This window comes from Burkholderia metallica, assembly GCF_902832845.1.
GTDB classification, from domain to species: Bacteria; Pseudomonadota; Gammaproteobacteria; order Burkholderiales; family Burkholderiaceae; genus Burkholderia; species Burkholderia metallica.
On record NZ_CADFDB010000004.1, the window covers coordinates 78,254 to 99,121 of the forward strand.

Below are 20,868 nucleotides of genomic sequence, written 5' to 3' on the forward strand. Positions count from 1 at the left end.
GTCGCTGAGTTAGTCGACGTATTCGCATTAGGAGATTCTCATGTCTAGCATCGGGCACGACGTAGCCGCGGACCACGCGCACGACGACCACGCGCACGAAATGCCGCACGGCTGGCGGCGCTGGCTGTTCGCCACCAACCACAAGGACATCGGTACGCTGTACCTGTTGTTCTCGTTCATCATGTTCCTGTCGGGCGGCGTGATGGCGCTCGGCATCCGGGCCGAGCTGTTCGAGCCGGGCCTGCAGATCATGCGTCCGGAGTTCTTCAACGAACTCACGACGATGCACGGCCTGATCATGGTGTTCGGCGCGATCATGCCGGCGTTCGTCGGCTTCGCGAACTGGATGATTCCGCTGCAGATCGGCGCATCCGACATGGCGTTCGCGCGGATGAACAACTTCAGTTTCTGGCTGCTGCCGGTCGCGGCCGTGCTGCTGGTCGGTTCGTTCTTCGCGCCGGGCGGCGCGACGGCCGCCGGCTGGACGCTGTACGCACCGCTGTCGACGCAGATGGGCCCGGGCATGGACTTCGCGATCTTCGCGGTCCACATCATGGGCGCATCGTCGATCATGGGCGGGATCAACATCGTCGTGACGATCCTGAACATGCGCGCACCGGGCATGACGCTGATGAAGATGCCGATGTTCGCGTGGACGTGGCTGATCACGGCCTACCTGCTGATCGCCGTGATGCCGGTTCTGGCAGGCGCGATCACGATGGTGCTGTTCGACCGCCACTTCGGCACGTCGTTCTTCAACGCGGCTGGCGGCGGCGACCCGGTGATGTACCAGCACATCTTCTGGTTCTTCGGGCACCCCGAGGTGTACATCATGATTCTGCCGGCGTTCGGGATCGTGTCGCAGGTGATCCCGGCGTTCGCACGCAAGACGCTGTTCGGCTACAGCTCGATGGTGTACGCGACGGCTTCGATCGCGATCCTGTCGTTCATGGTCTGGGCGCACCACATGTTCGCAACGGGCATGCCGGTTACCGGCCAGCTGTTCTTCATGTACGCGACGATGCTGATCGCGGTGCCGACGGGCGTGAAGGTGTTCAACTGGCTCGCGACGATGTGGCGCGGCTCGATGACGTTCGAAACCCCGATGCTGTTCGCGATCGGCTTCCTGTTCGTGTTCACGTTCGGCGGCCTGACGGGCCTGATGCTCGCGATGGCGCCGCTCGACATCCAGTATCACGGCACCTACTTCGTGGTCGCGCACTTCCACTACGTGCTGGTGGCCGGCTCGTTGTTCGCGCTGTTCTCGGGCTGGTACTACTGGGCGCCGAAGTGGACGGGCTGGATGTACAACGAGACGCGCGGCAAGATCCACTTCTGGGCGTCGATGATCTTCTTCAACCTGACGTTCTTCCCGATGCACTTCGTCGGTCTCGCGGGCATGCCGCGCCGCTATGCGGACTACCCGGCGCAGTTCACGGACTTCAACCAGGTGGCGACGATCGGCGCATTCGGCTTCGGTCTCGCGCAGGTGTACTTCCTGTTCGCGGTCGCGCTGCCGGCCTATCGTGGCGGCGGCGAGCTGGAAAAGGCGTCGGACAAGCCGTGGGACGGCGCGACGGGCCTCGAGTGGACGGTGCCGAGCCCGGCTCCCTTCCACACGTTCGAGCAACCGCCGCACGTCGAGTAAGTATTACGGTGCGCCCGGCCGCTGCCTGCTTGCCGAGCAGGCGGGCAGCGGCGGGCGCCGAATCGAGGTTTCAGCGAAGTTTCAGATGACCCGGAATCCACAACAAAGACGAACGCCCGAGCAGATCCGCGCGGGCAACAAGCGGCTCGGTCTCATCCTGCTCGTCATCGCCGCCGTTTTTTTTGTGGGTGTCGTGATCAAGCAGTGGTGGCTGTCCACCCACTGATGCAGTAACTGACGCAGTAGCGAGGAAGTTGTCGTATGTCGAAGCCGGAAGAGGGCGCCGTCGATCGCGCGTTCAATCGTTCGATGCTGGTGAAGCTCTTCGTCGTGGCCGGGCTGATGTTCGGTTTCGGCTTCGCGCTGATCCCGATGTATCGGGCGATCTGCCAGATCACCGGCATCAACAACCTGGTGCAGCGCGACGTCAGCGAGCGCGAGGTGAAGAACTCGCAGGTCGACACCAGCCGCACGGTCTCGATCGAGTTCGATGCGAACGCGCGCGGGCCGCTCGGCTTCAAGCCGGAGCACAACAGCCTCGACGTGCACCCGGGCGAGCTGACGACGATCGTGTACGACGTGACGAACGGGCAGGGCCGGCCGGTCGTCGCGCAGGCGATTCCGAGCTACGCGCCGAAGCAGGCGACGGAGTTCTTCAAGAAGATCGAGTGCTTTTGCTTTACGCAGCAGACGCTGGCCGCGAACGAGTCTCGCAAGATGCCGGTGGTGTTCGTGATCGATCCGAAACTGCCGAAGGACGTGAAGACGATCACGCTGTCGTACACGTTCTTCGAGCTGAATACGCCGGCCACGCCGGCGCCCGCGCCGGGCAAGACCGCGGCGCAGGGCGCGGCGAAGCCGGACGCATGACGACGGAGGCGCGGCGATGACGGAGGTCAAGCGGGGCGGGTCGTTCGGCCAGGCGCTGAAAGCCGTGCTGTGGTCGTTCTTCGGGGTGCGCAAGCGGCGCGACCTGGAGGCCGACGCGACGCAGCTCAATCCGCTGCACGTGCTGATCGTCGCGCTGCTGGCGGCCGGTGTGTTCATCGGGGTGCTGATCCTGATCGTGCGTGCGGTCGTGGGCTGACGCCCGCGGCCACGAAAGAATGCAGTGCGCGGCGCCACGGCGGCGCGTGCAGGAAGGCGCGGTGGTGGTCACGCCGCGCAAGAAATAAAGCCGGAGCGGTTTCCGGTACACAAATTGGACTGAAGTGGAGAATCAAGCATGAGCGGTCAAAACCAGACCCCGTACTATTTCGTGCCGCATCCGTCGCAGCATCCGATCAGCGCGGCCATCGGCCTGCTGGTCATGCTCGGATCGACAGCGCTGTGGATCAACGGTCACGACTGGGCGCCGTTTACGGCACTGCTCGGCCTGCTTTGGTTGCTCTTCACGCTGTATCACTGGTTTGGCGACGCAATCGCCGAATCGGAAGGCGGTCACTACGGCAAGAACGTCGACAAGTCGTACCGCTGGAGCATGAGCTGGTTCATCTTCTCGGAAGTCATGTTCTTCGGTGCGTTCTTCGGCGCGCTGTTCTATGCGCGTGAAATCGCGCTGCACCAGCTCGGCAGCCTCGACTACAAGCTGATCTGGCCGGATTTCTCCGCCGTGTGGCCGAACGAAGGCCCCGCCGCGCTCGCCGGGCACTTCAAGACGATGGGCCCGTGGCCGATCCCGACGCTGAACACCGCGTTCCTGCTGTCGTCGGGCGTGACGCTGACGATCTCGCACCACGCGTTGCGTGACGATCATCGCAAGAAGGCGATCGCGTGGCTGGCCGCGACGCTCGTGTTCGGTATCTGCTTCCTGTTCCTGCAGGGCTTCGAGTATTACCACGCGTACAACGAACTGAACCTGACGCTGAACTCGGGCGTGTACGGTTCGACGTTCTTCCTGCTGACCGGCTTCCACGGCTTCCACGTGTTCCTCGGCGGCACGATGCTCGCGGTGGTGCTGGTGCGGATGATCCGCGGCCACTTCAAGCCCGATCACCACTTCGCATTCGAAGGCGCCGCGTGGTACTGGCACTTCGTCGACGTCGTCTGGCTCGGCCTGTACGTCGTCGTCTACTGGCTGTAAATGGAAAAACGGCCCGCGCAGCAATGCGCGGGCCGTTTTCATTGGAGGCGGCCGGGCAGCGTGGCTGCCGGCCTTCACCACCCGGCGCCGCCGCGACTCAGTCAGGCGGCGCTTTTGCTTGGTGGCGCGGCTGTGCGGCGAAATGTCACAGCGGCCGCGGCGGCAATGCGATCAACGCCCGATCGGCAGGCCGGTCGAATGGATCCAGCCCATCCAGTTCGCGAACAGGATGAGCAGGAACAGCGACACCGACAGCCCGACGCGGGTGGCGAGCGACCAGACCATGCGTTTCGTGTGGCCGCGGTCGTGCATCATGAAGTAGAGCGCCGAGCCCATGCTGGCAATGATGAGGACGAAGGCGATGGGAACGAGTATGTGCATGGCACGAACCGGACGACGGCAATTCGGAAGGAAGGGGATAATTATCGCACTTCGCTTGTCAGCAGGTGCCGGGCGGGCCGCATGATGAAGATACGCTGGCTGCCCGCGCTGCTGATTCTCGTCGTCGTCGCGGTCACGATCCGTCTCGGTTTCTGGCAGCGCGACCGCGCGCACCAGAAGGAAGCGCTGCAGGCGAGCATCGCGCGCTACGAGCAGGCGGCGCCCGTCGACGTCGGCGCGCAGCCGATGCCGCTCGCGTCGATCGAATTCCATCGCGTGCGTGCAACGGGCCGCTTCCTGCCCGAGCATGCCGTGTTCCTCGACAATCGGCCGTATAACGACCAGCCGGGTTTTTACGTCGTGATGCCGTTTAAACTCACGGGCGGCGGCGTCGTGCTCGTGAACCGCGGCTGGCTGCCGCGCAATATCGCCGATCGCACCGCGATCGAGCCGTTTGCGACGCCTGCGGGTGACGTCGAGATCGTCGGCATCGCGCGCGCCGATGCGTCGCGCGCGTTCGAGCTGGGCGAAGGCGGGTCGGCCGCGCACCAGAAGATCCGGCAGAACCTGGACGTCGCCGCGTATGCGAAGGAAACGGGGCTGCCGCTGCAGCCGTTCGTGATCCAGCAGACGAGCGACGACGGCGACAAGCTCGTGCGCGACTGGCCGGCGGCGACGACCGGCGTCGAGCGCAATTACGGTTACATGTTTCAATGGTGGGCGATGGCGGCGGCCGCGCTCGGTTTCGGCCTGTACGCCGCGCGGCGTGCGGCGAAGAAGTCGGCCGGCGCGTGAACGCCATGCCGGGACGCGGCGCCGGCGCCGCGGGTTCGTTTCGAGAGGTCTGATTTGTCCATGCAATCCCCCCGTCAGGGTTCGGCCGCTGCGCCGATGTCGCCGGCGGCCCGCAAGCGCGGCCGCTGGATGCTCGTGCTGCTGGGTCTCGTGTGCGCCGCACCGATGATCGCGTCGTACTTCACCTATTACGTGATCAAGCCGAAGGGCGGGTCGACCAACTACGGCACGCTGATCGAGCCGCAGCGCCCGATTCCGGCGGATCTGCAGGTGACCGACGAAACCGGCAAGACCGTGCCGCTGTCGTCGCTGCGCGGCGTGTGGCTGTTCGTGATGACCGATCGCAGCGCGTGCGACGACGCATGCGCGAAGAAGCTCTATTTCATGCGCCAGATCCGCGTCACGCAGGCGGGCGAGCGGCACCGGATCACGATGGTGTGGCTGCGCAGCGATGCGGGCGCGACGCCGCAGAAGGTGCTCGATGCCTATCCGGACACGCGCCGGCTGGTCGCCGATCCGGCCGCGGTGGCCGCATGGCTGCCGGCCGACGCCGGCACGAAGGACAGCGACCACATCTACCTGGTCGACCCGAACGGCAACCTGATGATGCGTTTCCCGAAAGACCCGAATCCCAGCAAGATCAAGTCGGACGTGACGAAGCTGCTGAAGTGGTCGAGCATCGGTTAAGGCAAGAGAACGAGGCACCATTCCGATGTCGTATCTACTGCAACTCGGCCTGATCGGCTTCTGCATCGCGCTGCTGCCGCTGTCGTACGTGTGGGTGAAGGCCGACGACGACAAGTTTCGCAAGCTGGTGTGGATCACCACCTTCCTGACCCTCGACCTCGTGATGTTCGGCGGCTTCACGCGCCTGACCGATTCGGGGCTCGGCTGCCCCGACTGGCCGGGCTGCTACGGCACGTCGTCGCCGTTCATCGCGCATGCGGCGATCACGGCCGCGCACCAGGCGATGCCGACCGGGCCGGTGAGCATGACGAAGGCGTGGATCGAGATGATCCACCGCTATTTCGCGATGGCGATCGGCGTGCTGATCATCGCGCAGGTCGTGATCGCATGGGCCGCGCGGCTGCGTCGCCGCCCGCTGCACGTGTCGCCGTGGTGGCCGACGAGCCTGCTGCTGCTGATTCTCGTGCAGGGCGCGTTCGGCGCGTGGACGGTCACGATGAAGCTGCAGCCGGTGATCGTCACGATCCACCTGCTGCTCGGCCTCACGCTGCTCGGCACGCTCGGCTGGCTCGCCGCGCGGCAGACGCCGCTGCCGTCGCACGACCCCGAAGCCGGCCGCTATCGCGCGGCCGCGCTCGCGGCGCTCGTGCTGCTGGTCGTGCAGATCGCGCTCGGCGGCTGGGTGAGCACCAACTACGCGGTACTCGCGTGCACCGACTTCCCGACCTGCAACGGCCAGTGGATCCCGCCGATGGACTTCCAGCACGGCTTCCACCTGTGGCGCGCGCTCGGGATGACGAAGGACGGCGAGGCCATCACGCAGGACGCGCTGGTCGCGATCCACTGGACGCACCGCACGTTCGCGTTCGTGGTGGTCGCGTACCTGGTCGCGTTCGCGCTGAAAATGCGTCGCTTCGAGTCGCTGCGGCGGCCCGCGAACGGCGTGCTGCTGGTCGTGCTGCTGCAGTTCGTGACGGGCCTGACCAACATCGTGCTGCAGTGGCCGCTGCCGGTCGCCGTCGCGCACAACGGCGGGGCCGCGATCCTGCTGCTGCTCGTCGTCATGTTAAACTTTCGCATCCTTTCAAGCCGCCCCGGCCGTGTCGCGCAGCCTGCGCGCGACGCCGCCCCGGCGTGACCGTCCCCATGCAAAGCACCCTCTCCCAATCGCCCGGTAGCCGGTTTTCGCAGTACATGGCGCTGACGAAGCCGCGTGTCACGCAGCTCGCGGTGTTCTGCGCGGTGATCGGCATGTTCCTCGCGACGCCGGGCATGGTGCCGTGGCACGTGCTGATCGGCGGCACGATCGGCATCTGGCTGCTGGCCGGCGCCGCGTTCGCGATCAACTGCCTCGTCGAACAGAAGATCGACGCGATGATGCGCCGTACCGCGTGGCGCCCGTCCGCGCGCGGCGAGATCACCACGCCGCAGATCCTGCTGTTCTCGGCCGTGCTCGGCAGCGTCGGCGCATGGACGCTCTACACGTTCACGAACCCGCTGACGATGTGGCTGACGATCGCCACCTTCGTCGGCTACGCGGTGATCTACACGCTGCTGCTCAAGCCGATGACGCCGCAGAACATCGTGATCGGCGGCGCGTCGGGCGCGATGCCGCCGGCGCTCGGCTGGGCCGCGGTCACCGGCGCGGTGCCGGGCGATGCGTGGATTCTCGTGCTGATCATCTTCGTGTGGACGCCGCCGCATTTCTGGGTGCTCGCGCTGTATCGCCGCAAGGATTACGAGAACGCGGGGCTGCCGATGCTGCCCGTCACGCATGGCGAGAAATTCACGCGGCTGCACATCCTGCTGTATACGGTGATCCTGTTCGCCGTGACGCTGATGCCGTTCATCTCCGGAATGAGCGGGGCCGTCTACCTGACGAGCGCGGTGCTGCTCGGCGCGGTGTTCCTCGCGTATGCGTGGAAGATCCACCGCGACTATTCGGACGAACTCGCCCGCAAGGCTTTCCGCTACTCGATCGTCTACCTGTCGCTGCTGTTCGCCGCGCTGCTCGTCGATCACTATGCACGCCCGCTGCTCGGCGTGTAACCGCACGGTTTGAACGCAATGCTCCAATCACGGTTCGGGCGCCGCGCGCGCCAAGGCTGGATGCTCGCCTGCGCAGTCACGGCAGCGCTGCTGCTCGCCGGATGCGACAACGCGCCGAAATTCCAGAATCTCGACATCACCGGCAACACGCAGTTCGGCAACGACTTCTCGCTGCCCGACACGACCGGCAAGGTGCGCACGCTCGCCGACTTCAAGGGCCGTGCCGTCGTGATGTTCTTCGGCTATACGCACTGCCCGGACGTGTGCCCGACCACGATGGCCGAGCTGTCCGAAGCGCTGAAGCAGCTCGGGCCCGATGCCGCGAAGCGCGTGCAGGTGCTGTTCGTCACCGTCGACCCGGAGCGTGACACGCCGGCGCTGCTCGGCCAGTACGTGCCCGCGTTCGATCCGTCGTTCATCGGCCTGCGGCCGGCCGACGAAGCGCAGCTCAAGAAGGTCACGAAGGATTTCCGCGTGTACTACGCGAAGGTGCCCGGCAAGACGTCCGGCAGCTACACGATGGATCACACGGCCGCGAGCTACGTGTTCGACCGCGACGGCAAGCTGCGCCTGTTCGTGCGCGACGGCCAGGGGCCCGGCCCGTGGGTTCACGACCTGAAGCTGCTGGTCGACTGACCGGCCGCCGCCGGGCACTCCGCCCGGCGACCCCGTGACGGCCGTTCCGCGCCGTCACGTTTCTTTTCCCACATCATCCGCATGCGCTGCCTGCCTGCCCGGCGGCGCGTCGGCATGCGCGCGTGATGCGCCGGTGCGCCGTTACGGCAGCGCCGGCACGTTGAAGCCGGAAGCGGCGCGCGTGATCCGGAATTCCGTCACGCGATAGGTGGCGAGCCCCTCGGTGACGAACGGATCGGTCTCGAGGATCGCGTCGAGTTCGTCGCGGTCGATGCGGGCCGCGAGGATCACGCCGCCTTCGCGCGGCACTTTCGGCCCCGCCGCGATGAAGATGCCCTTGTCGAACTGCGGCTGCAGAAACGCGCGGTGGCGTTCGAGCGCGTCGTCGATGCGCTCGAGCGACGCGGTGTAGTGGATGTCGATGACGTACATGGATGGCCCTGGAATGATGCCGGCGCGTCGCGCGCCGGTCGGCCGGTCTTTGTAGCACAGCGGATGCGGGCTGTCGCGCCGGCACGCGGCGGGAGGGGGCGTCGATGGCCGGTTCGCCGCGATCGCGCGTATTCAAGTTGTAAGCCTCGGTGCCGTAAATGAATGGGCAAGCGTTTGCGCGCGGCAGGCCGTTCGCGCGCACCGTGCGCATCGACATCGACAAGGGCACGCAGATGAGCAGAATGAGTTTGAACCGCAAGCTGTGGCTCGCGCTTGCGCTGGTATGGATCGGTCTCCTGGGCGTCGGCGCGTGGAGCGCGTACGAGACGCGCGCGACGATGCTCGCCGAACGCAAGGCCGGCATCGCGAATCTCGTCGACTCGGCGGCCGGCATCGTGAATGCGTATCACGCGCTCGCGCAGAACGGCACGTTGCCGGAGGCCGACGCGAAGCGCGACGCGCTCGCGAGCCTGGCCGCGATGCGCTACGGCGATTCGGGCTACGTGTTCGTGATGGATTCGAAGCCGGTCGTGCTGATGCATCCGACGCTGCCCAAGCTGGTCGGCACGCAGGTCGGCGACTATCTCGACCCGGACGGCAAGCCGCTGTTCGTCACGATCCTGAACGCCGCGAAGGAAACCGGCAGCGGCTTCGCCGAATACCGCGGGCGCCTGCCGCACAGCGAGACCGCCGTGCCGAAGATCAGCTACGTCACGCGTTTCGCGCCGTGGGACTGGAACATCTCGAGCGGCGTGTTCCTGAAGGACATCGACACTATCTACTACCGAACGCTGCTCGGCCACCTCGCGGTGGTGTTCGTGATCGGCTTCGCGATCAGCGCGGCGATGCTGGTGATCATCCGCAACGTGCGCGGCAGCCTCGGCGGCGAGCCCGACCAAGCGGCCGCGCTCGCGACGCGCATCGCGCAGGGCGACCTGACGCAGCCGGTGCCCGTCCGCGCGGGCGACCGCACGAGCATGATGGCGGCGATGCACGACATGCAGGTACGGCTGCAGGCGACGATCGGCGGGATTCGCCAGTCGGCCGGCTCGATCGCGTCGGCGAGCCGCCAGATCTCGGCCGGCAACGACGACCTGTCGCAGCGCACCGAGGAGCAGGCCGCGTCGCTGGAAGAAACCGCCGCGAGCATGGAACAGCTGACCGCGACCGTGAAGCAGAACGCCGACAACGCGCGGCAGGCGAGCGGGCTTGCGAACAGCGCATCGGAGATCGCGCGCACGGGGAGCGACGTCGTGAACCGCGTGATCGGCACGATGGGCGAGATCGACGACAGCTCGCGCAAGATCGCCGACATCATCGGCGTGATCGAGGGCATCGCGTTCCAGACCAACATCCTCGCGCTGAATGCGGCGGTCGAAGCCGCGCGCGCCGGCGAGCAGGGCCGCGGCTTCGCGGTGGTCGCGGGCGAGGTGCGCTCGCTCGCGCAGCGCAGTGCGACGGCTTCGAAGGAGATCCGCGCGCTGATCGTCGACTCGGTCGAGCGCGTGCGCAACGGCTCGACGCTGGTCGGCCAGGCCGGCACGACGATGGGCGAGATCCTGCAGGCGGTCGCGCGCGTGACCGACATCATGGGCGAGATCGCGGCGGCGTCCGAGGAGCAGGCGAGCGGCATCATGCAGGTCGGGCGCGCGGTCACGCAGATGGACCAGGTGACGCAGCAGAACGCGGCGCTCGTCGAGGAAGCCGCGGCGGCGGCCGCGTCGCTGCAGGAGCAGGCCGCGCGGCTGCACGATGCGGTCGGCGCGTTCCGGGTCGGCGATGCCGACGGCCTGTCATCGCGCGGGGCCGGCGGGCAGGCGGGCGACCCCGCGTTCGGCGCCGCCGGGGCGCACGCCGGCCGCGCGTTGGCGTAAGGGGCGACCGCCTTGGGCGCGGCTCGCACAAACGCAACTAACGGCCGAGTCGTCCGGCCTTCGCCGGCACCGCTGCGGTGCATACCCATATGAGCGGGATGTATTTCACTTCCCGCCGATCCTGTGACACCATTTGGCCCTTCCTGCGAGTCGGGGCATACCCGTATCGCGCCCCATTTCAGTCATGCAAGAAAGCGAGAAACAGATGAAGCGTCGCAGTCTCCTGAAGGTATTTTCCGTGCTGGCCACCGGTGCAGCGCTGACGCTGTCGGCAGGCGCGCATGCCGAAGACAAGGTGATCAAGGTCGGCACCGTGGCCGGCCCGGATTCGGAAGTGTGGCAGCTCGTGCAGAAGGTCGCGAAGGAGAAGGAAGGCCTGAACGTGAAGGTCATCGAGTTCAACGACTACGTGCAGCCGAACGCGGCGCTCGATTCGGGCGACCTCGACGCGAACAGCTTCCAGCACCAGCCCTACCTCGACAGCCAGGTGAAGCAGCGCGGCTACAAGATCGTCAGCGCGGGCCTGACCTACATCTCGCCGATCGGCGTGTACTCGAAGAAGTTCAAGGCGCTGAAGGACCTGCCGCAAGGCGCGAAGCTCGCGGTGCCGAACGATCCGTCGAACGAGAATCGCGCGCTGCTGCTGCTGCAGACGCAAGGCGTGATCAAGCTGAAGGCGGGCGCCGGCACGGGCGGCAACAACGCGACGGTGCTCGACATCGCCGACAACCCGAAGAAGTTGAAGATCTCCGAACTCGACGCCGCGCAACTGCCGCGCGTGCTGTCGGACGTCGACGCGGCCGTGATCAACACGAACTACGCGCTGGCCGCGAACCTGCAGCCGACCAAGGACGCGATCGCGCTCGAGTCGCTGACGAGCCCGTATGCGAACCTGATCGCGGTGCGTGCGAAGGACAAGGATCAGCCGTGGGTGAAGAAGCTGGTCAAGGCGTACCAGTCGCCGGAAGTGAAGGAATTCATCAAGAAGCAGTTCAAGGGCTCGATGGTCGCGTCGTTCTGAACGCGATCGGATGATCGAACGAAGGCCTGCACGTGTGCAGGCCTTTTTTTCGTGTGGCGCGTTCAGCCCCGCTCACATCTCGCCGCGCCGCGAGCAGATCGACATGATCTGCTGGATCGCGTAGTTGTCGCGCACGCCGGGCAGTGACTGCACGACGCACTCGTGAAAGCGCCGCTCGCGCGGCAGCAGCATCGCGTTGTTGCGGTACAGCGCATCGCACGAGCGCTGGATCAACTGGGCCGCCGCGCCGTTGCGGCTTTCGCGCAGCGCATTGAGCATGCAGTCGTCGTATTGCGCGTTGCCGTCGGTCAGTGCGAACGCCGCGCCCGGCAGCGCCAGCGCGGCAGCGACGAATGCGACGGCTCGGATCCCCCGTTTCATCTGCCCTCCGATGGAGTGGATTGGGTCGGCCGACAGCATAGCGTAAAGTCGCGAGCGCGGCCGACGCGTTGGCCGGCTCGGGCCGGTGCCGCCACCGGCGGGGCTGTGGGCGCATTCGCGACGATTCGGGGAGGCTGCGCCCGGCGCGTCGCGCGAAAGCTGGAAGTCAGGCGGTGGTCTGTGGAAATGGTATCCTCGTGCGTTCGCCGCCGCACCCTTTCCCGGGGCGTGCGCGGGCCGATCGCCGCGTCGCGTACGCGCGGCGGCGCCCGTCCGACGGCGGCGGGAATCCATCATCCAGAACCGACACAATACGGGGGAGACACACCCATGAAGCGTTTCAAGACTTTCGCGATCCGTTCGATCACGGCCGGCGTGGCCGCGCTCGCGCTGGCCGGCGCCGCGCACGCACAGACCGTCAAGGTGTTGTCGATCGTCGATCACCCCGCGCTCGACGCGATCCGCGACGGCGTGCGCGCCGAACTGAAGGCGGAAGGCTACGGCGACGACAAGCTCAAGTGGGAATACCAGAGCGCGCAGGGCAACACGGGCACGGCCGCGCAGATCGCGCGCAAGTTCGTCGGCGACCAGCCCGACGTGATCGTCGCGATCGCGACGCCGGCCGCGCAGGCGGTGGTCGCGTCGACGAAGAGTGTGCCGGTCGTCTATTCGGGCGTGACCGATCCGGTCGCCGCGCAGCTCGTGAAGGGCTGGGGCCCGTCGGGCACCAACGTGACGGGCGTATCCGACAAGCTGCCGCTCGATCGCCAGGTCGCGCTGATCAAGCGCGTCGTGCCGAATGCGAAGACGGTCGGCATGGTCTACAACCCGGGCGAGGCGAACTCGGTCGTCGTCGTGAAGGAGCTCAAGGAGATTCTCGCGAAGCAGGGGATGACGCTGAAAGAAGCGGCCGCGCCGCGTACCGTCGACATCGGCCCGGCCGCGAAGAGCCTGATCGGCAAGGTCGACGTGATCTACACGAACACCGACAACAACGTCGTGTCCGCGTACGAAGCGCTCGTGAAGGTCGCGAACGAAGCGAAGATCCCGCTCGTCGCCGGCGACACCGACAGCGTGAAGCGCGGCGGCATCGCGGCGCTCGGCATCAACTACGGCGACCTCGGCCGCCAGACGGGCAAGGTCGTCGCGCGCATCCTGAAGGGCGAGAAGCCGGGCGCGATCGCGTCGGAGACGAGCAGCAACCTCGAACTGTTCGCGAACACGGGCGCGGCCGCGAAGCAGGGCGTCACGCTGTCGCCGGATCTGCTCAAGGACGCGAAGACGGTCATCAAGTAAGCATGTAAGCGGTCCGACCGCCGCGCTTGCGGGCCCGATCCGGGCCTGAACGACACCGCCGGACGGGCGGCTCCCACCCGGGGCCGCCCGTTCGCTTCGCCCGGCCGTACACGTGAGGCCGGGAAGCAACAGGATTTCCCCATCATGTCTCTGTTCTCGTTTCTGGGCGCACTGGAGATCGGCCTGATCTTCAGCCTCGTCGCCCTCGGGGTGCTGATCTCGTTTCGCATCCTCAACTTCCCCGACCTCACCGTCGACGGCAGCTTTCCGCTCGGCGGCGCGGTTGCCGCGACGCTGATCTCGGCCGGCTACGACCCGTTCAGCTCGACCTGCATCGCGATCGTCGCGGGCGCGGTGGCCGGCTTCATCACCGGCTGGCTCAACGTGCGCCTGAAGATCATGGATCTGCTCGCCAGTATCCTGATGATGATCGCGCTCTACTCGGTGAACCTGCGGATCATGGGCCGGCCGAACGTGCCGCTCATCACCGAGCCCACCCTCTTCACCGTGCTGCAGCCCGACTGGATGCCCGACTACGTGCTGCGCCCGGCGCTGCTCGCGATCGTCGTCGTGGTCGCGAAGCTCGGCCTCGACTGGTTCTTCTCGTCGCAGCTCGGCCTCGCGATGCGCGCGACCGGCGCGAACCCGCGGATGGCGCGCGCGCAGGGCATCGCGACGGGCCGCGCGACGCTCGCCGGGATGGCGCTGTCGAATGCGCTCGTCGCGCTCGCCGGCGCGTTGTTCGCGCAGACGCAGGGCGGCGCGGACATCTCGATGGGGATCGGCACGATCGTGATCGGGCTGGCCGCCGTGATCATCGGCGAGACGCTGCTGCCCGCGCGCCGGCTCGTGCTGACGACGCTCGCCGTCGTGCTCGGCGCGATCGTCTACCGCTTCTTCATCGCGCTCGCGCTGAACAGCGAATTCATCGGTCTGAAGGCGCAGGATCTGAACCTCGTGACGGCCGCGCTCGTCACGATCGCGCTTGTGCTGCCGGCGACGCGCAAGAAGCTGTTTGCGCGCAAGAACGGAGGGGCCTGACATGCTGTCCGCACACGATCTCAAACTCACGTTCAATCCCGGCACGCCGATCGAGACGCGCGCGCTGCGCGGGTTGTCGCTCGACATTCCCGACGGCCAGTTCGTCGCGGTGATCGGCTCGAACGGCGCCGGCAAGTCGACCTTCCTCAATGCGGTCAGCGGCGACCAGCGCGTCGATTCGGGGCGCATCGCGATCGACGGCACGGACGTCACGCGCAAGGCCGCGTGGGATCGCGCGCACCTCGTCGCGCGCGTGTTCCAGGATCCGATGGCCGGCACCTGCGAGGCGCTGACGATCGAGGAGAACATGGCGCTCGCGATGGCGCGCGGTGCGCGGCGCGGCTTTCGTGCCGCGCTCGACCGGCCGTCGCGCGAGCTGTTCCGCGACAAGCTGCGGCTGCTGAACCTCGGCCTCGAAAACCGTCTGACCGACCGGATCGGGCTGCTGTCGGGCGGCCAGCGGCAGGCGGTGAGCCTGCTGATGGCGTCGCTGCGGCCGTCGCGGATCCTGCTGCTCGACGAGCATACGGCCGCGCTCGACCCGAAGACGGCCGCGTTCGTGCTGGAACTGACCGCGCGCATCGTCGCCGAGAGCAAGCTGACGACGATGATGGTCACGCACAGCATGCGGCAGGCGCTCGATTACGGCGAGCGCACGGTGATGCTGCACCAGGGGCAGGTCGTGCTCGACGTGTCGGGCGACGCGCGCAAGGGGCTCGACGTGCCGGATCTGCTGCAGATGTTCGAGAAGGTGCGTCACGAGCAGCTCGACGACGACGCGTTGCTGCTCGGCTGACGGCGGCGGGCGGGCCGGCGCGGTGTGCGATGTGCGCATCGTGCCGGCTGGCCGCTCGGCACGATCCGGCCCGGTTGCGCGATCCGGTTCACGTGGGTCGCCCCGGCGCCGCAAAGGCGTGGCGGGCATTCGCCCGCGCGATCCGGCGAGGCCGGGAACGACGCGCCGTAACAGGGTGACTTCGCCGGCTTTTCACCGGTCTTTGATCTGACGAAAGAGCGGTTTCGTACCAGGACTGTGCGACGTGCACGCATTGCCATATACTGTATATCCATACAGTTGTGGGTGGCGTCATGCTCGCATCCTCCATTTCTCCCGAATCCCTTCATCCATCGCTCTGGCGCGGCTCGCAGCTCGCGCGCGGCGGTCCGCGCACGATCGAGACCGGTTTCGCGCCGCTGTCGGCCGAGTTGCCGGGCGGCGGCTGGCCGGTCGGCGGGCTCGTCGAACTGCTGGCCGCGCAGCCGGGCTGCGGCGAGATGCGGCTGCTCGCACCCGCGCTTGCCCGCACCGTCAGCGCCCGGCGGCCACTTGCGCTCGTCGCGCCGCCGCAAGCCCCGCATGCAACCGCGCTCGCCAGTCTCGGCGTGCCGGCCGACGCGCTGCTGTGGCTGCGCGCCGGCACCCGCACGGATGCGCTGTGGGCCGCCGAGCAGGCGCTCAAGACCGGCTGCTGCGGCGCGCTGCTGCTGTGGCAGGACGCGCGGCCCGACGCGCTGCGGCGGCTGCATCTCGCGGCCGCGCGCACGGGCGACACGCTGTTCGTGATGCTGCGCCCGCTGTCGGCCGAGCGGCAACCGTCGCCGGCCGTGCTGCGCGTCGCGCTGTACCCGGTGCCGGGCGGCGTGTCGCTCGACATCGTCAAGCGGCGCGGCCCCGCACGCAGCGAGCCGCTCGTGCTCGACCTGCCGTCGCCCATCGTGGAGAGCCGCTATGCGCGTCTTGCTCGGCATCCATCTGCCGCGCCTGCCGCTCGACGTGTGCGTCGCGCCTCCGTCTGACGGCGAGGCTGGCGGCGCCGGCCGGGCGGTGCTCGAGCAGGGTGTCGTGCTGATCGCCGACGCGGCCGCGCGCCGGCAGGGCGTGCGCGCGGGCATGAAGCGCGGCGGCGTGCTCACGCTCGCCCCGCACACGCAGCTCGTCGAACGCGATCCCGCCCGCGAGGCCGATGCGCTGCGCGCGGTCGCGCTCGCGTTGCTGCGCTTTTCGCCGTGCGTCGCGCTCGACGACGAAGCCACGCTGATCGTCGACGTCGGCCCGAGCCTGCGGCTGTTCGGCGGGTTGCCGTCGCTGTGCCGCCAGGTGCGCGCGACGCTCGCGGCGCTCGGCTATGCGGCGCGCCTGTCCGCCGCGCCGACCGGGCGCGGCGCGTGGCTGCTCGCGCGCACGTCGGCCCGGGCGCGCATCCGGCGCCGCATCGCGAGCCCGGCTTCGCTCGTCCGTTCGCTCGACAGGCTGCCGTGCGTGCTGCTGCCCGATGCGCGCCCGTATGCGGGCTGGTTCGACGGCCTCGGCTGCCGCACGCTCGCCGATCTGCGCGGCCTGCCGCGCGCGGGGCTGCAGCGCCGTTGCGGCCCCGCGCTGCTGGCCGCGCTCGATCGTGCGTACGGCGATGCGGTCGAGCCGCTTGCATGGATGGCGGTGCCGCCCGTGTTCGACGTGCGGCTCGAATTGCCGGAGCGCGTCGAATACGCGGAAGCCGTGCTGTTCGCCGCGCGGCGGCTCGTCGCGCAGCTGTGCGGCTGGCTGGCCGCGCGGCAACTGTCGCTGGCCGCGATGACGTTCGATCTCGAGCACGAGCGCGGCCGCCAGGCCGTGCCGCCGACGCCGCTCGAACTCGCGTTCGCCGTGCCCGTGCGCGACGACGCGCACTTCATGCGGCTGCTCGGCGAGCGGCTCGCGCGCGTCGAGTTGCCGGCCGCGGTGATCGCGGTGCGTCTGCAAGCCACGCGCGTCGAATCGGTCGCACCGCCGGCCGAGGATCTCTTTCCCGAGCCGGGCGGCACGCGCGAGACACGCGCGCGGCTGTTCGAGCTGCTGGTCGCGCGGCTCGGCGCGGACAACGTGCTGCGCGCGGCACCCGTTGCCGATCACCGGCCCGAGGCCGCGAACCGCTGGCTGCCGCTCGATGCGCAGGCCGGCAAGCCGGCGGCCGGGCCGCCGGCGGTGCCGCCGAGGCCCGCGTGGCTGCTGGACGAGCCGCTGCCGTTGCTGATGCGTGAGAATCGGCCGGTCTTTCATACGCCGCTCAGGATGATGTCGTCGGTGGAACGGATCGAGGCCGGGTGGTTCGACGATCAGTTCGCGGCGCGCGATTACTGCGTCGCGCAGGACGAGGCCGGTGCGTGCTACTGGGTGTTCAAGGAGCGGGCAGGGAGCGAGGCCGAGCCGCGCTGGTTCCTGCACGGCCTGTTCGGGTGAGTGGCGATGGTTGCGGAATTCAGCTGGCTGCCCGATTACGCGGAGTTGTTCTGCCGTTCGAACTTTTCGTTCCTGCATGGCGCGTCGCATGCGGAGGAGCTGGTCGAGCGTGCGGCCGAACTCGGTTATCGCGGGATCGCGATCACCGACGAATGCTCGCTCGCCGGCGCGCCGCGCATGCATGTCGCGGCGAAGGCGAAAGGGCTGCCGCTCGTCATCGGGTCGTATTTCGAAGTCACGCCGGATGAGGTCGCGCCCGGCCACGATCCGGGCCCCGGCGCGTTCGGGCTCGTGCTGCTCGCGCAAAACCGCGAGGGCTACGGCAACCTGTCCGAGCTGATTTCGTGGCGGCGGATGGAGGCGCCGAAGGGAACTTACCGGCTGACTTCGCGGATGCTGTCGGCACCGCCTGCCGAGTTTGCGCACTTGCGCGGCATGTCCGACTGCTTTGCGATTCTCGTGCCCACGTATCCGGTGCGTGCCGATGTACTCGATGCGCAGGTCGCGTGGTTTCGCGCGACCTTCGGCGAGCGGGCACGGCTCGGACTCGTGCAACTGCAGCGCGCGCTGGATGGTGTGCAGCGCGACGAGATTCGTGCGGCCGGCAAACGGCGCGGCGTGCCCATCGTCGCGCTCGGCGACGTGACGATGCATAGGCGCTCATGCAAGCCGTTGCAGGACGTGATGACGGCGATTCGCATCGGGATGCCGGTTTCGGAATGCGGCTATGCGCTGGCGCCGAATGCGGAACAGCATCTGCGTTTGCGGCAGCGGATCGGACTGTTGTTCGCGCCGGACGAGATCGCGCAGACGTGCGCGATGCTCGATGCGTGCCATTTCTCTCTCGACGAGTTGAAGTATGAATATCCGCTTGAACTCGTGCCGCGCGGACATACGCCGACCAGTTACCTGAAGCAGGAGACGTGGGCCGGGGTCGCTCGACGTTATTGGAATGGTGTGCCGGAGAAAGTGGCGAAGCAGATCAGGTATGAACTTGGCCTGATCGCGAAACTGAAGTACGAGCCGTTTTTCCTGACCGTCTACGACATCGTCAAATACGCGCGCAGCCAGAACATCCTGTGCCAGGGGCGAGGCTCGGCGGCGAACTCGGTCGTCTGCTACTGCCTGGGTATCACCGAGGTGAAACCCGAGCAGAGCACGATGCTGTTCGAGCGCTTCATCAGCGAGGAACGCGGCGAGCCGCCCGACATCGACGTCGACTTCGAGCACCAGCGCCGGGAAGAGGTCATTCAGCATATCTACAGGAAATACGGCAAGGATCGCGCGGCCATCGCGGCCGCCGTATCGACTTACCGCCCGCGCGGCGTACTGCGCGAAACCGGCAAGGCGCTCGGCGTCGATCCGATGCTGATCGATCGCGTCGCGAAAGGGCATCGCTGGTTCGACGGTAGCCGCGATCTGCTGCAGCAATTCGCGTCGACCGGGCTCGATCCCGCAACGCCGCTGATTCGCACCTGGGCCGAACTGGCGGGGCGGTTACTCAATTTCCCGCGCCACCTGTCGCAGCACTCGGGCGGCTTCGTGATCAGCCGCGGCAAGCTCACACGGCTCGTGCCCGTCGAGAACGCCGCAATGGACGGGCGGCGCGTGATCCAGTGGGACAAGGACGATCTCGAAGCACTCGGGCTGATGAAGGTCGACGTGCTCGCGCTCGGCATGCTGTCGGCGCTGCATCGCGCATTCGACATGCGTACCGCGTGGCGCGGGCCGCCGTTACCGGATGGCAAGCCGTTCACGCTGAAGCACATTCCGCAGAACGACGACGCGACCTACGACATGATCTGTCGCGCCGACACGATCGGCGTGTTCCAGATCGAGTCGCGCGCGCAGATGTCGATGCTGCCGCGCCTGCGCCCGCGGACTTACTACGATCTGGTGATCGAGGTGGCGATCGTGCGGCCGGGGCCGATCCAGGGCGGGGCCGTGCATCCTTATCTGAAACGGCGTCAGGGCATCGAAAAGGTCAGTTATCCGAAGGAGGACCTGAAGCCCGCGCTCGAACGGACGTACGGCGTACCGATCTTCCAGGAGCAGGTGATGCAGATCGCGATGATCGCGGCCGGCTTCACACCGGGCGAGGCGGATAAACTGCGTCGCGCGATGGCCGCATGGAAGCGCAAGGGCAATCTGGAGCAATATCATCGCAAGATCGTCGACGGGATGCGCGAGCGCGACTATCCGCCCGAATTCGCCGAACAGATCTTCGAGCAGATCAAGGGCTTCGGCGATTACGGCTTCCCCGAAAGCCACGCGGCGAGTTTCGCGAAACTCGCGTACGCGAGCAGCTGGCTCAAATGCCACGAACCGGCAATCTTCCTTGCCGCGTTGCTGAACAGCCAGCCGATGGGTTTCTACCCGCCGTCGCAACTCGTGCAGGATGCGAAGCGCCACGGCGTGCAGGTGTTGCCGATCGACGTCACGCACAGCAACTGGGAAGCCGCGCTCGAAGCGCTGCCCGACCAGCCGCCGCCACACGGCCAGCCGGCCGTGCGGCTCGGCCTGTCGCTCGTGCGCGGCCTTGGCGAAGCCGCCGCACGCCGCATCGAAGCTGCACGCACCGCCGGCCCGTTCGACGACGTCGACACGCTCGCGCGCCGCGCGCAGCTCGAACGCCGCGATCTCGAAGCGCTCGCCGCCGCGAACGCGCTCGCGACGCTCGCGGGCCATCGTCGCGATGCGTTGTGGCAGGCCGTCGCCGCGGCGCCGGAGCGCGACCTGCTGGCCGTCGCGCCGATCGACGAAGCGGAGCGGCCCGCGCTCGGCGCGCCGTCGGAAGCCGATGACATCCTCGCCGACTATCACACCACCGGTCTCACGTTGAACCGCCACCCCGTCGCGCTGCTGCGGCCCGCGCTGCGCGCGCGGCGGCTGTCGTCCGCTGCCGAACTGCACGACCGCCCCGACGGCCGGCTCGCCCGCGCGTGCGGGATCGTGACCGCGCGGCAGATGCCGGGCACCGCGAAAGGCGTGATGTTCATGACGCTGGAAGACGAGACGGGCTGCGTGAACCTGATCGTGCGGCCCGAGCTGCTCGCGCGGCAGCGCCGCGAAACCCTCGATTCGCGGCTGCTCGCGGCGTCCGGCGTGTGGCAGGTCGCGAGCGACGTGAGGCACCTGGTCGTGCAGCATTTCGAGGATCTGACGCCGCTGCTCGGCGGCCTGCGCACGTCGAGCCGCGAATTCCACTGATGCCTCGCGCGGATGCGCGTGCTGCTGCCGGGCATACCAGTTGGCTCAACTGGTTCTATTCCGGTCTCATATTCCTGCCCAAAACACGGCCGCAACGCGCAGGGGAACTGTCCCCTT

21 protein-coding genes are annotated in these 20,868 nt (G+C 67.5%); 18 read left to right on the plus strand and 3 right to left on the minus strand.

Annotation, left to right across the window (positions count from 1 at the left end; genetic code table 11):
* The first annotated feature begins 40 nt into the window (after window positions 1–40).
* The 5 genes from ctaD to HWX08_RS13195 all read left to right on the plus strand — a co-directional run bounded on the left by ctaD (window position 41) and on the right by HWX08_RS13195 (window position 3,731).
* Window positions 41–1,648: a cytochrome c oxidase subunit I gene (ctaD, locus tag HWX08_RS13175; protein ID WP_021163746.1), complete on the plus strand. Its 1,608-nt coding sequence runs from the start codon at window positions 41–43 to the stop codon at window positions 1,646–1,648.
* Between the two features lie 85 nt (window positions 1,649–1,733).
* On the plus strand, window positions 1,734–1,874 hold the full coding sequence (locus HWX08_RS13180) for a cytochrome oxidase small assembly protein (protein ID WP_174921494.1): 141 nt from the start codon (window positions 1,734–1,736) through the stop codon (window positions 1,872–1,874).
* A gap of 35 nt (window positions 1,875–1,909) precedes the next feature.
* Window positions 1,910–2,518, plus strand: a complete 609-nt coding sequence (locus HWX08_RS13185) for a cytochrome c oxidase assembly protein (RefSeq protein ID WP_039346202.1) — start codon at window positions 1,910–1,912, stop codon at window positions 2,516–2,518.
* 16 nt (window positions 2,519–2,534) lie between these two features.
* Entirely contained in the window at window positions 2,535–2,735 is a 201-nt protein-coding gene (locus HWX08_RS13190) for a DUF2970 domain-containing protein (protein ID WP_021163748.1), read from the plus strand.
* 138 nt (window positions 2,736–2,873) lie between these two features.
* Window positions 2,874–3,731 (plus strand): cytochrome c oxidase subunit 3, encoded by an 858-nt coding sequence (locus HWX08_RS13195; protein WP_039346195.1) that lies wholly within the window; start codon window positions 2,874–2,876, stop codon window positions 3,729–3,731.
* 171 nt (window positions 3,732–3,902) lie between these two features.
* On the opposite strand, the gene HWX08_RS13200 is transcribed toward HWX08_RS13195, so the two are convergent.
* Window positions 3,903–4,112 (minus strand): twin transmembrane helix small protein, encoded by a 210-nt coding sequence (locus tag HWX08_RS13200; protein ID WP_006477735.1) that lies wholly within the window; start codon window positions 4,110–4,112, stop codon window positions 3,903–3,905.
* An 84-nt stretch (window positions 4,113–4,196) separates the two neighbouring features.
* Between HWX08_RS13200 and HWX08_RS13205 the strand changes: the two genes are divergently transcribed.
* The 5 genes from HWX08_RS13205 to HWX08_RS13225 are packed head-to-tail and all read left to right on the plus strand — an operon-like array spanning window position 4,197 to window position 8,279.
* A complete protein-coding gene (locus HWX08_RS13205) occupies window positions 4,197–4,907 on the plus strand; it encodes an SURF1 family protein (protein WP_069258077.1) in 711 nt (236 codons plus the stop codon).
* A gap of 60 nt (window positions 4,908–4,967) precedes the next feature.
* On the plus strand, window positions 4,968–5,594 hold the full coding sequence (locus HWX08_RS13210) for an SCO family protein (RefSeq protein WP_069257642.1): 627 nt from the start codon (window positions 4,968–4,970) through the stop codon (window positions 5,592–5,594).
* Window positions 5,595–5,619: 25 nt separating this feature from the next.
* Window positions 5,620–6,732, plus strand: coding sequence for a COX15/CtaA family protein (locus HWX08_RS13215; RefSeq protein ID WP_069257641.1), 1,113 nt, complete (start codon window positions 5,620–5,622; stop codon window positions 6,730–6,732).
* Window positions 6,733–6,740: 8 nt separating this feature from the next.
* Window positions 6,741–7,643, plus strand: a complete 903-nt coding sequence (cyoE, locus tag HWX08_RS13220; protein WP_034189234.1) for a heme o synthase — start codon at window positions 6,741–6,743, stop codon at window positions 7,641–7,643.
* Between the two features lie 18 nt (window positions 7,644–7,661).
* Complete coding sequence (locus HWX08_RS13225) at window positions 7,662–8,279, plus strand: SCO family protein (RefSeq protein ID WP_174921492.1); 618 nt, start codon at window positions 7,662–7,664, stop codon at window positions 8,277–8,279.
* A gap of 141 nt (window positions 8,280–8,420) precedes the next feature.
* On the opposite strand, the gene HWX08_RS13230 is transcribed toward HWX08_RS13225, so the two are convergent.
* A complete protein-coding gene (locus tag HWX08_RS13230) occupies window positions 8,421–8,711 on the minus strand; it encodes a YciI family protein (protein ID WP_069257639.1) in 291 nt (96 codons plus the stop codon).
* Window positions 8,712–8,944: 233 nt separating this feature from the next.
* Here HWX08_RS13230 and HWX08_RS13235 point away from each other — a divergent pair, with 233 nt between their 5' ends.
* On the plus strand, window positions 8,945–10,585 hold the full coding sequence (locus HWX08_RS13235; protein ID WP_174921516.1) for a methyl-accepting chemotaxis protein: 1,641 nt from the start codon (window positions 8,945–8,947) through the stop codon (window positions 10,583–10,585).
* Between the two features lie 205 nt (window positions 10,586–10,790).
* Window positions 10,791–11,606, plus strand: coding sequence for a MetQ/NlpA family ABC transporter substrate-binding protein (locus HWX08_RS13240; RefSeq protein WP_069257638.1), 816 nt, complete (start codon window positions 10,791–10,793; stop codon window positions 11,604–11,606).
* Between the two features lie 72 nt (window positions 11,607–11,678).
* Here HWX08_RS13240 and HWX08_RS13245 read toward each other — a convergent pair whose 3' ends face one another.
* A complete protein-coding gene (locus tag HWX08_RS13245; protein WP_107309670.1) occupies window positions 11,679–11,987 on the minus strand; it encodes a VF_A0006 family four-cysteine protein in 309 nt (102 codons plus the stop codon).
* A gap of 330 nt (window positions 11,988–12,317) precedes the next feature.
* Between HWX08_RS13245 and HWX08_RS13250 the strand changes: the two genes are divergently transcribed.
* From HWX08_RS13250 to HWX08_RS13275, 6 genes are all read left to right on the plus strand, one after another.
* Complete coding sequence (locus tag HWX08_RS13250; RefSeq protein WP_011353263.1) at window positions 12,318–13,283, plus strand: ABC transporter substrate-binding protein; 966 nt, start codon at window positions 12,318–12,320, stop codon at window positions 13,281–13,283.
* A gap of 144 nt (window positions 13,284–13,427) precedes the next feature.
* Entirely contained in the window at window positions 13,428–14,324 is an 897-nt protein-coding gene (locus HWX08_RS13255) for an ABC transporter permease (RefSeq protein WP_069257635.1), read from the plus strand.
* A gap of 1 nt (window position 14,325) precedes the next feature.
* Window positions 14,326–15,120, plus strand: a complete 795-nt coding sequence (locus HWX08_RS13260; RefSeq protein ID WP_107309667.1) for an ABC transporter ATP-binding protein — start codon at window positions 14,326–14,328, stop codon at window positions 15,118–15,120.
* A gap of 293 nt (window positions 15,121–15,413) precedes the next feature.
* On the plus strand, window positions 15,414–16,121 hold the full coding sequence (gene imuA, locus HWX08_RS13265) for a translesion DNA synthesis-associated protein ImuA (RefSeq protein ID WP_069257633.1): 708 nt from the start codon (window positions 15,414–15,416) through the stop codon (window positions 16,119–16,121).
* On the plus strand, window positions 16,054–17,541 hold the full coding sequence (locus tag HWX08_RS13270; RefSeq protein WP_174921491.1) for a Y-family DNA polymerase: 1,488 nt from the start codon (window positions 16,054–16,056) through the stop codon (window positions 17,539–17,541). The genes imuA and HWX08_RS13270 overlap by 68 nt, the downstream gene beginning before the upstream one ends.
* Before the next feature lie 6 nt (window positions 17,542–17,547).
* Window positions 17,548–20,751, plus strand: coding sequence for an error-prone DNA polymerase (locus tag HWX08_RS13275; protein WP_174921490.1), 3,204 nt, complete (start codon window positions 17,548–17,550; stop codon window positions 20,749–20,751).
* The last annotated feature ends 117 nt before the right edge of the window (window positions 20,752–20,868 follow it).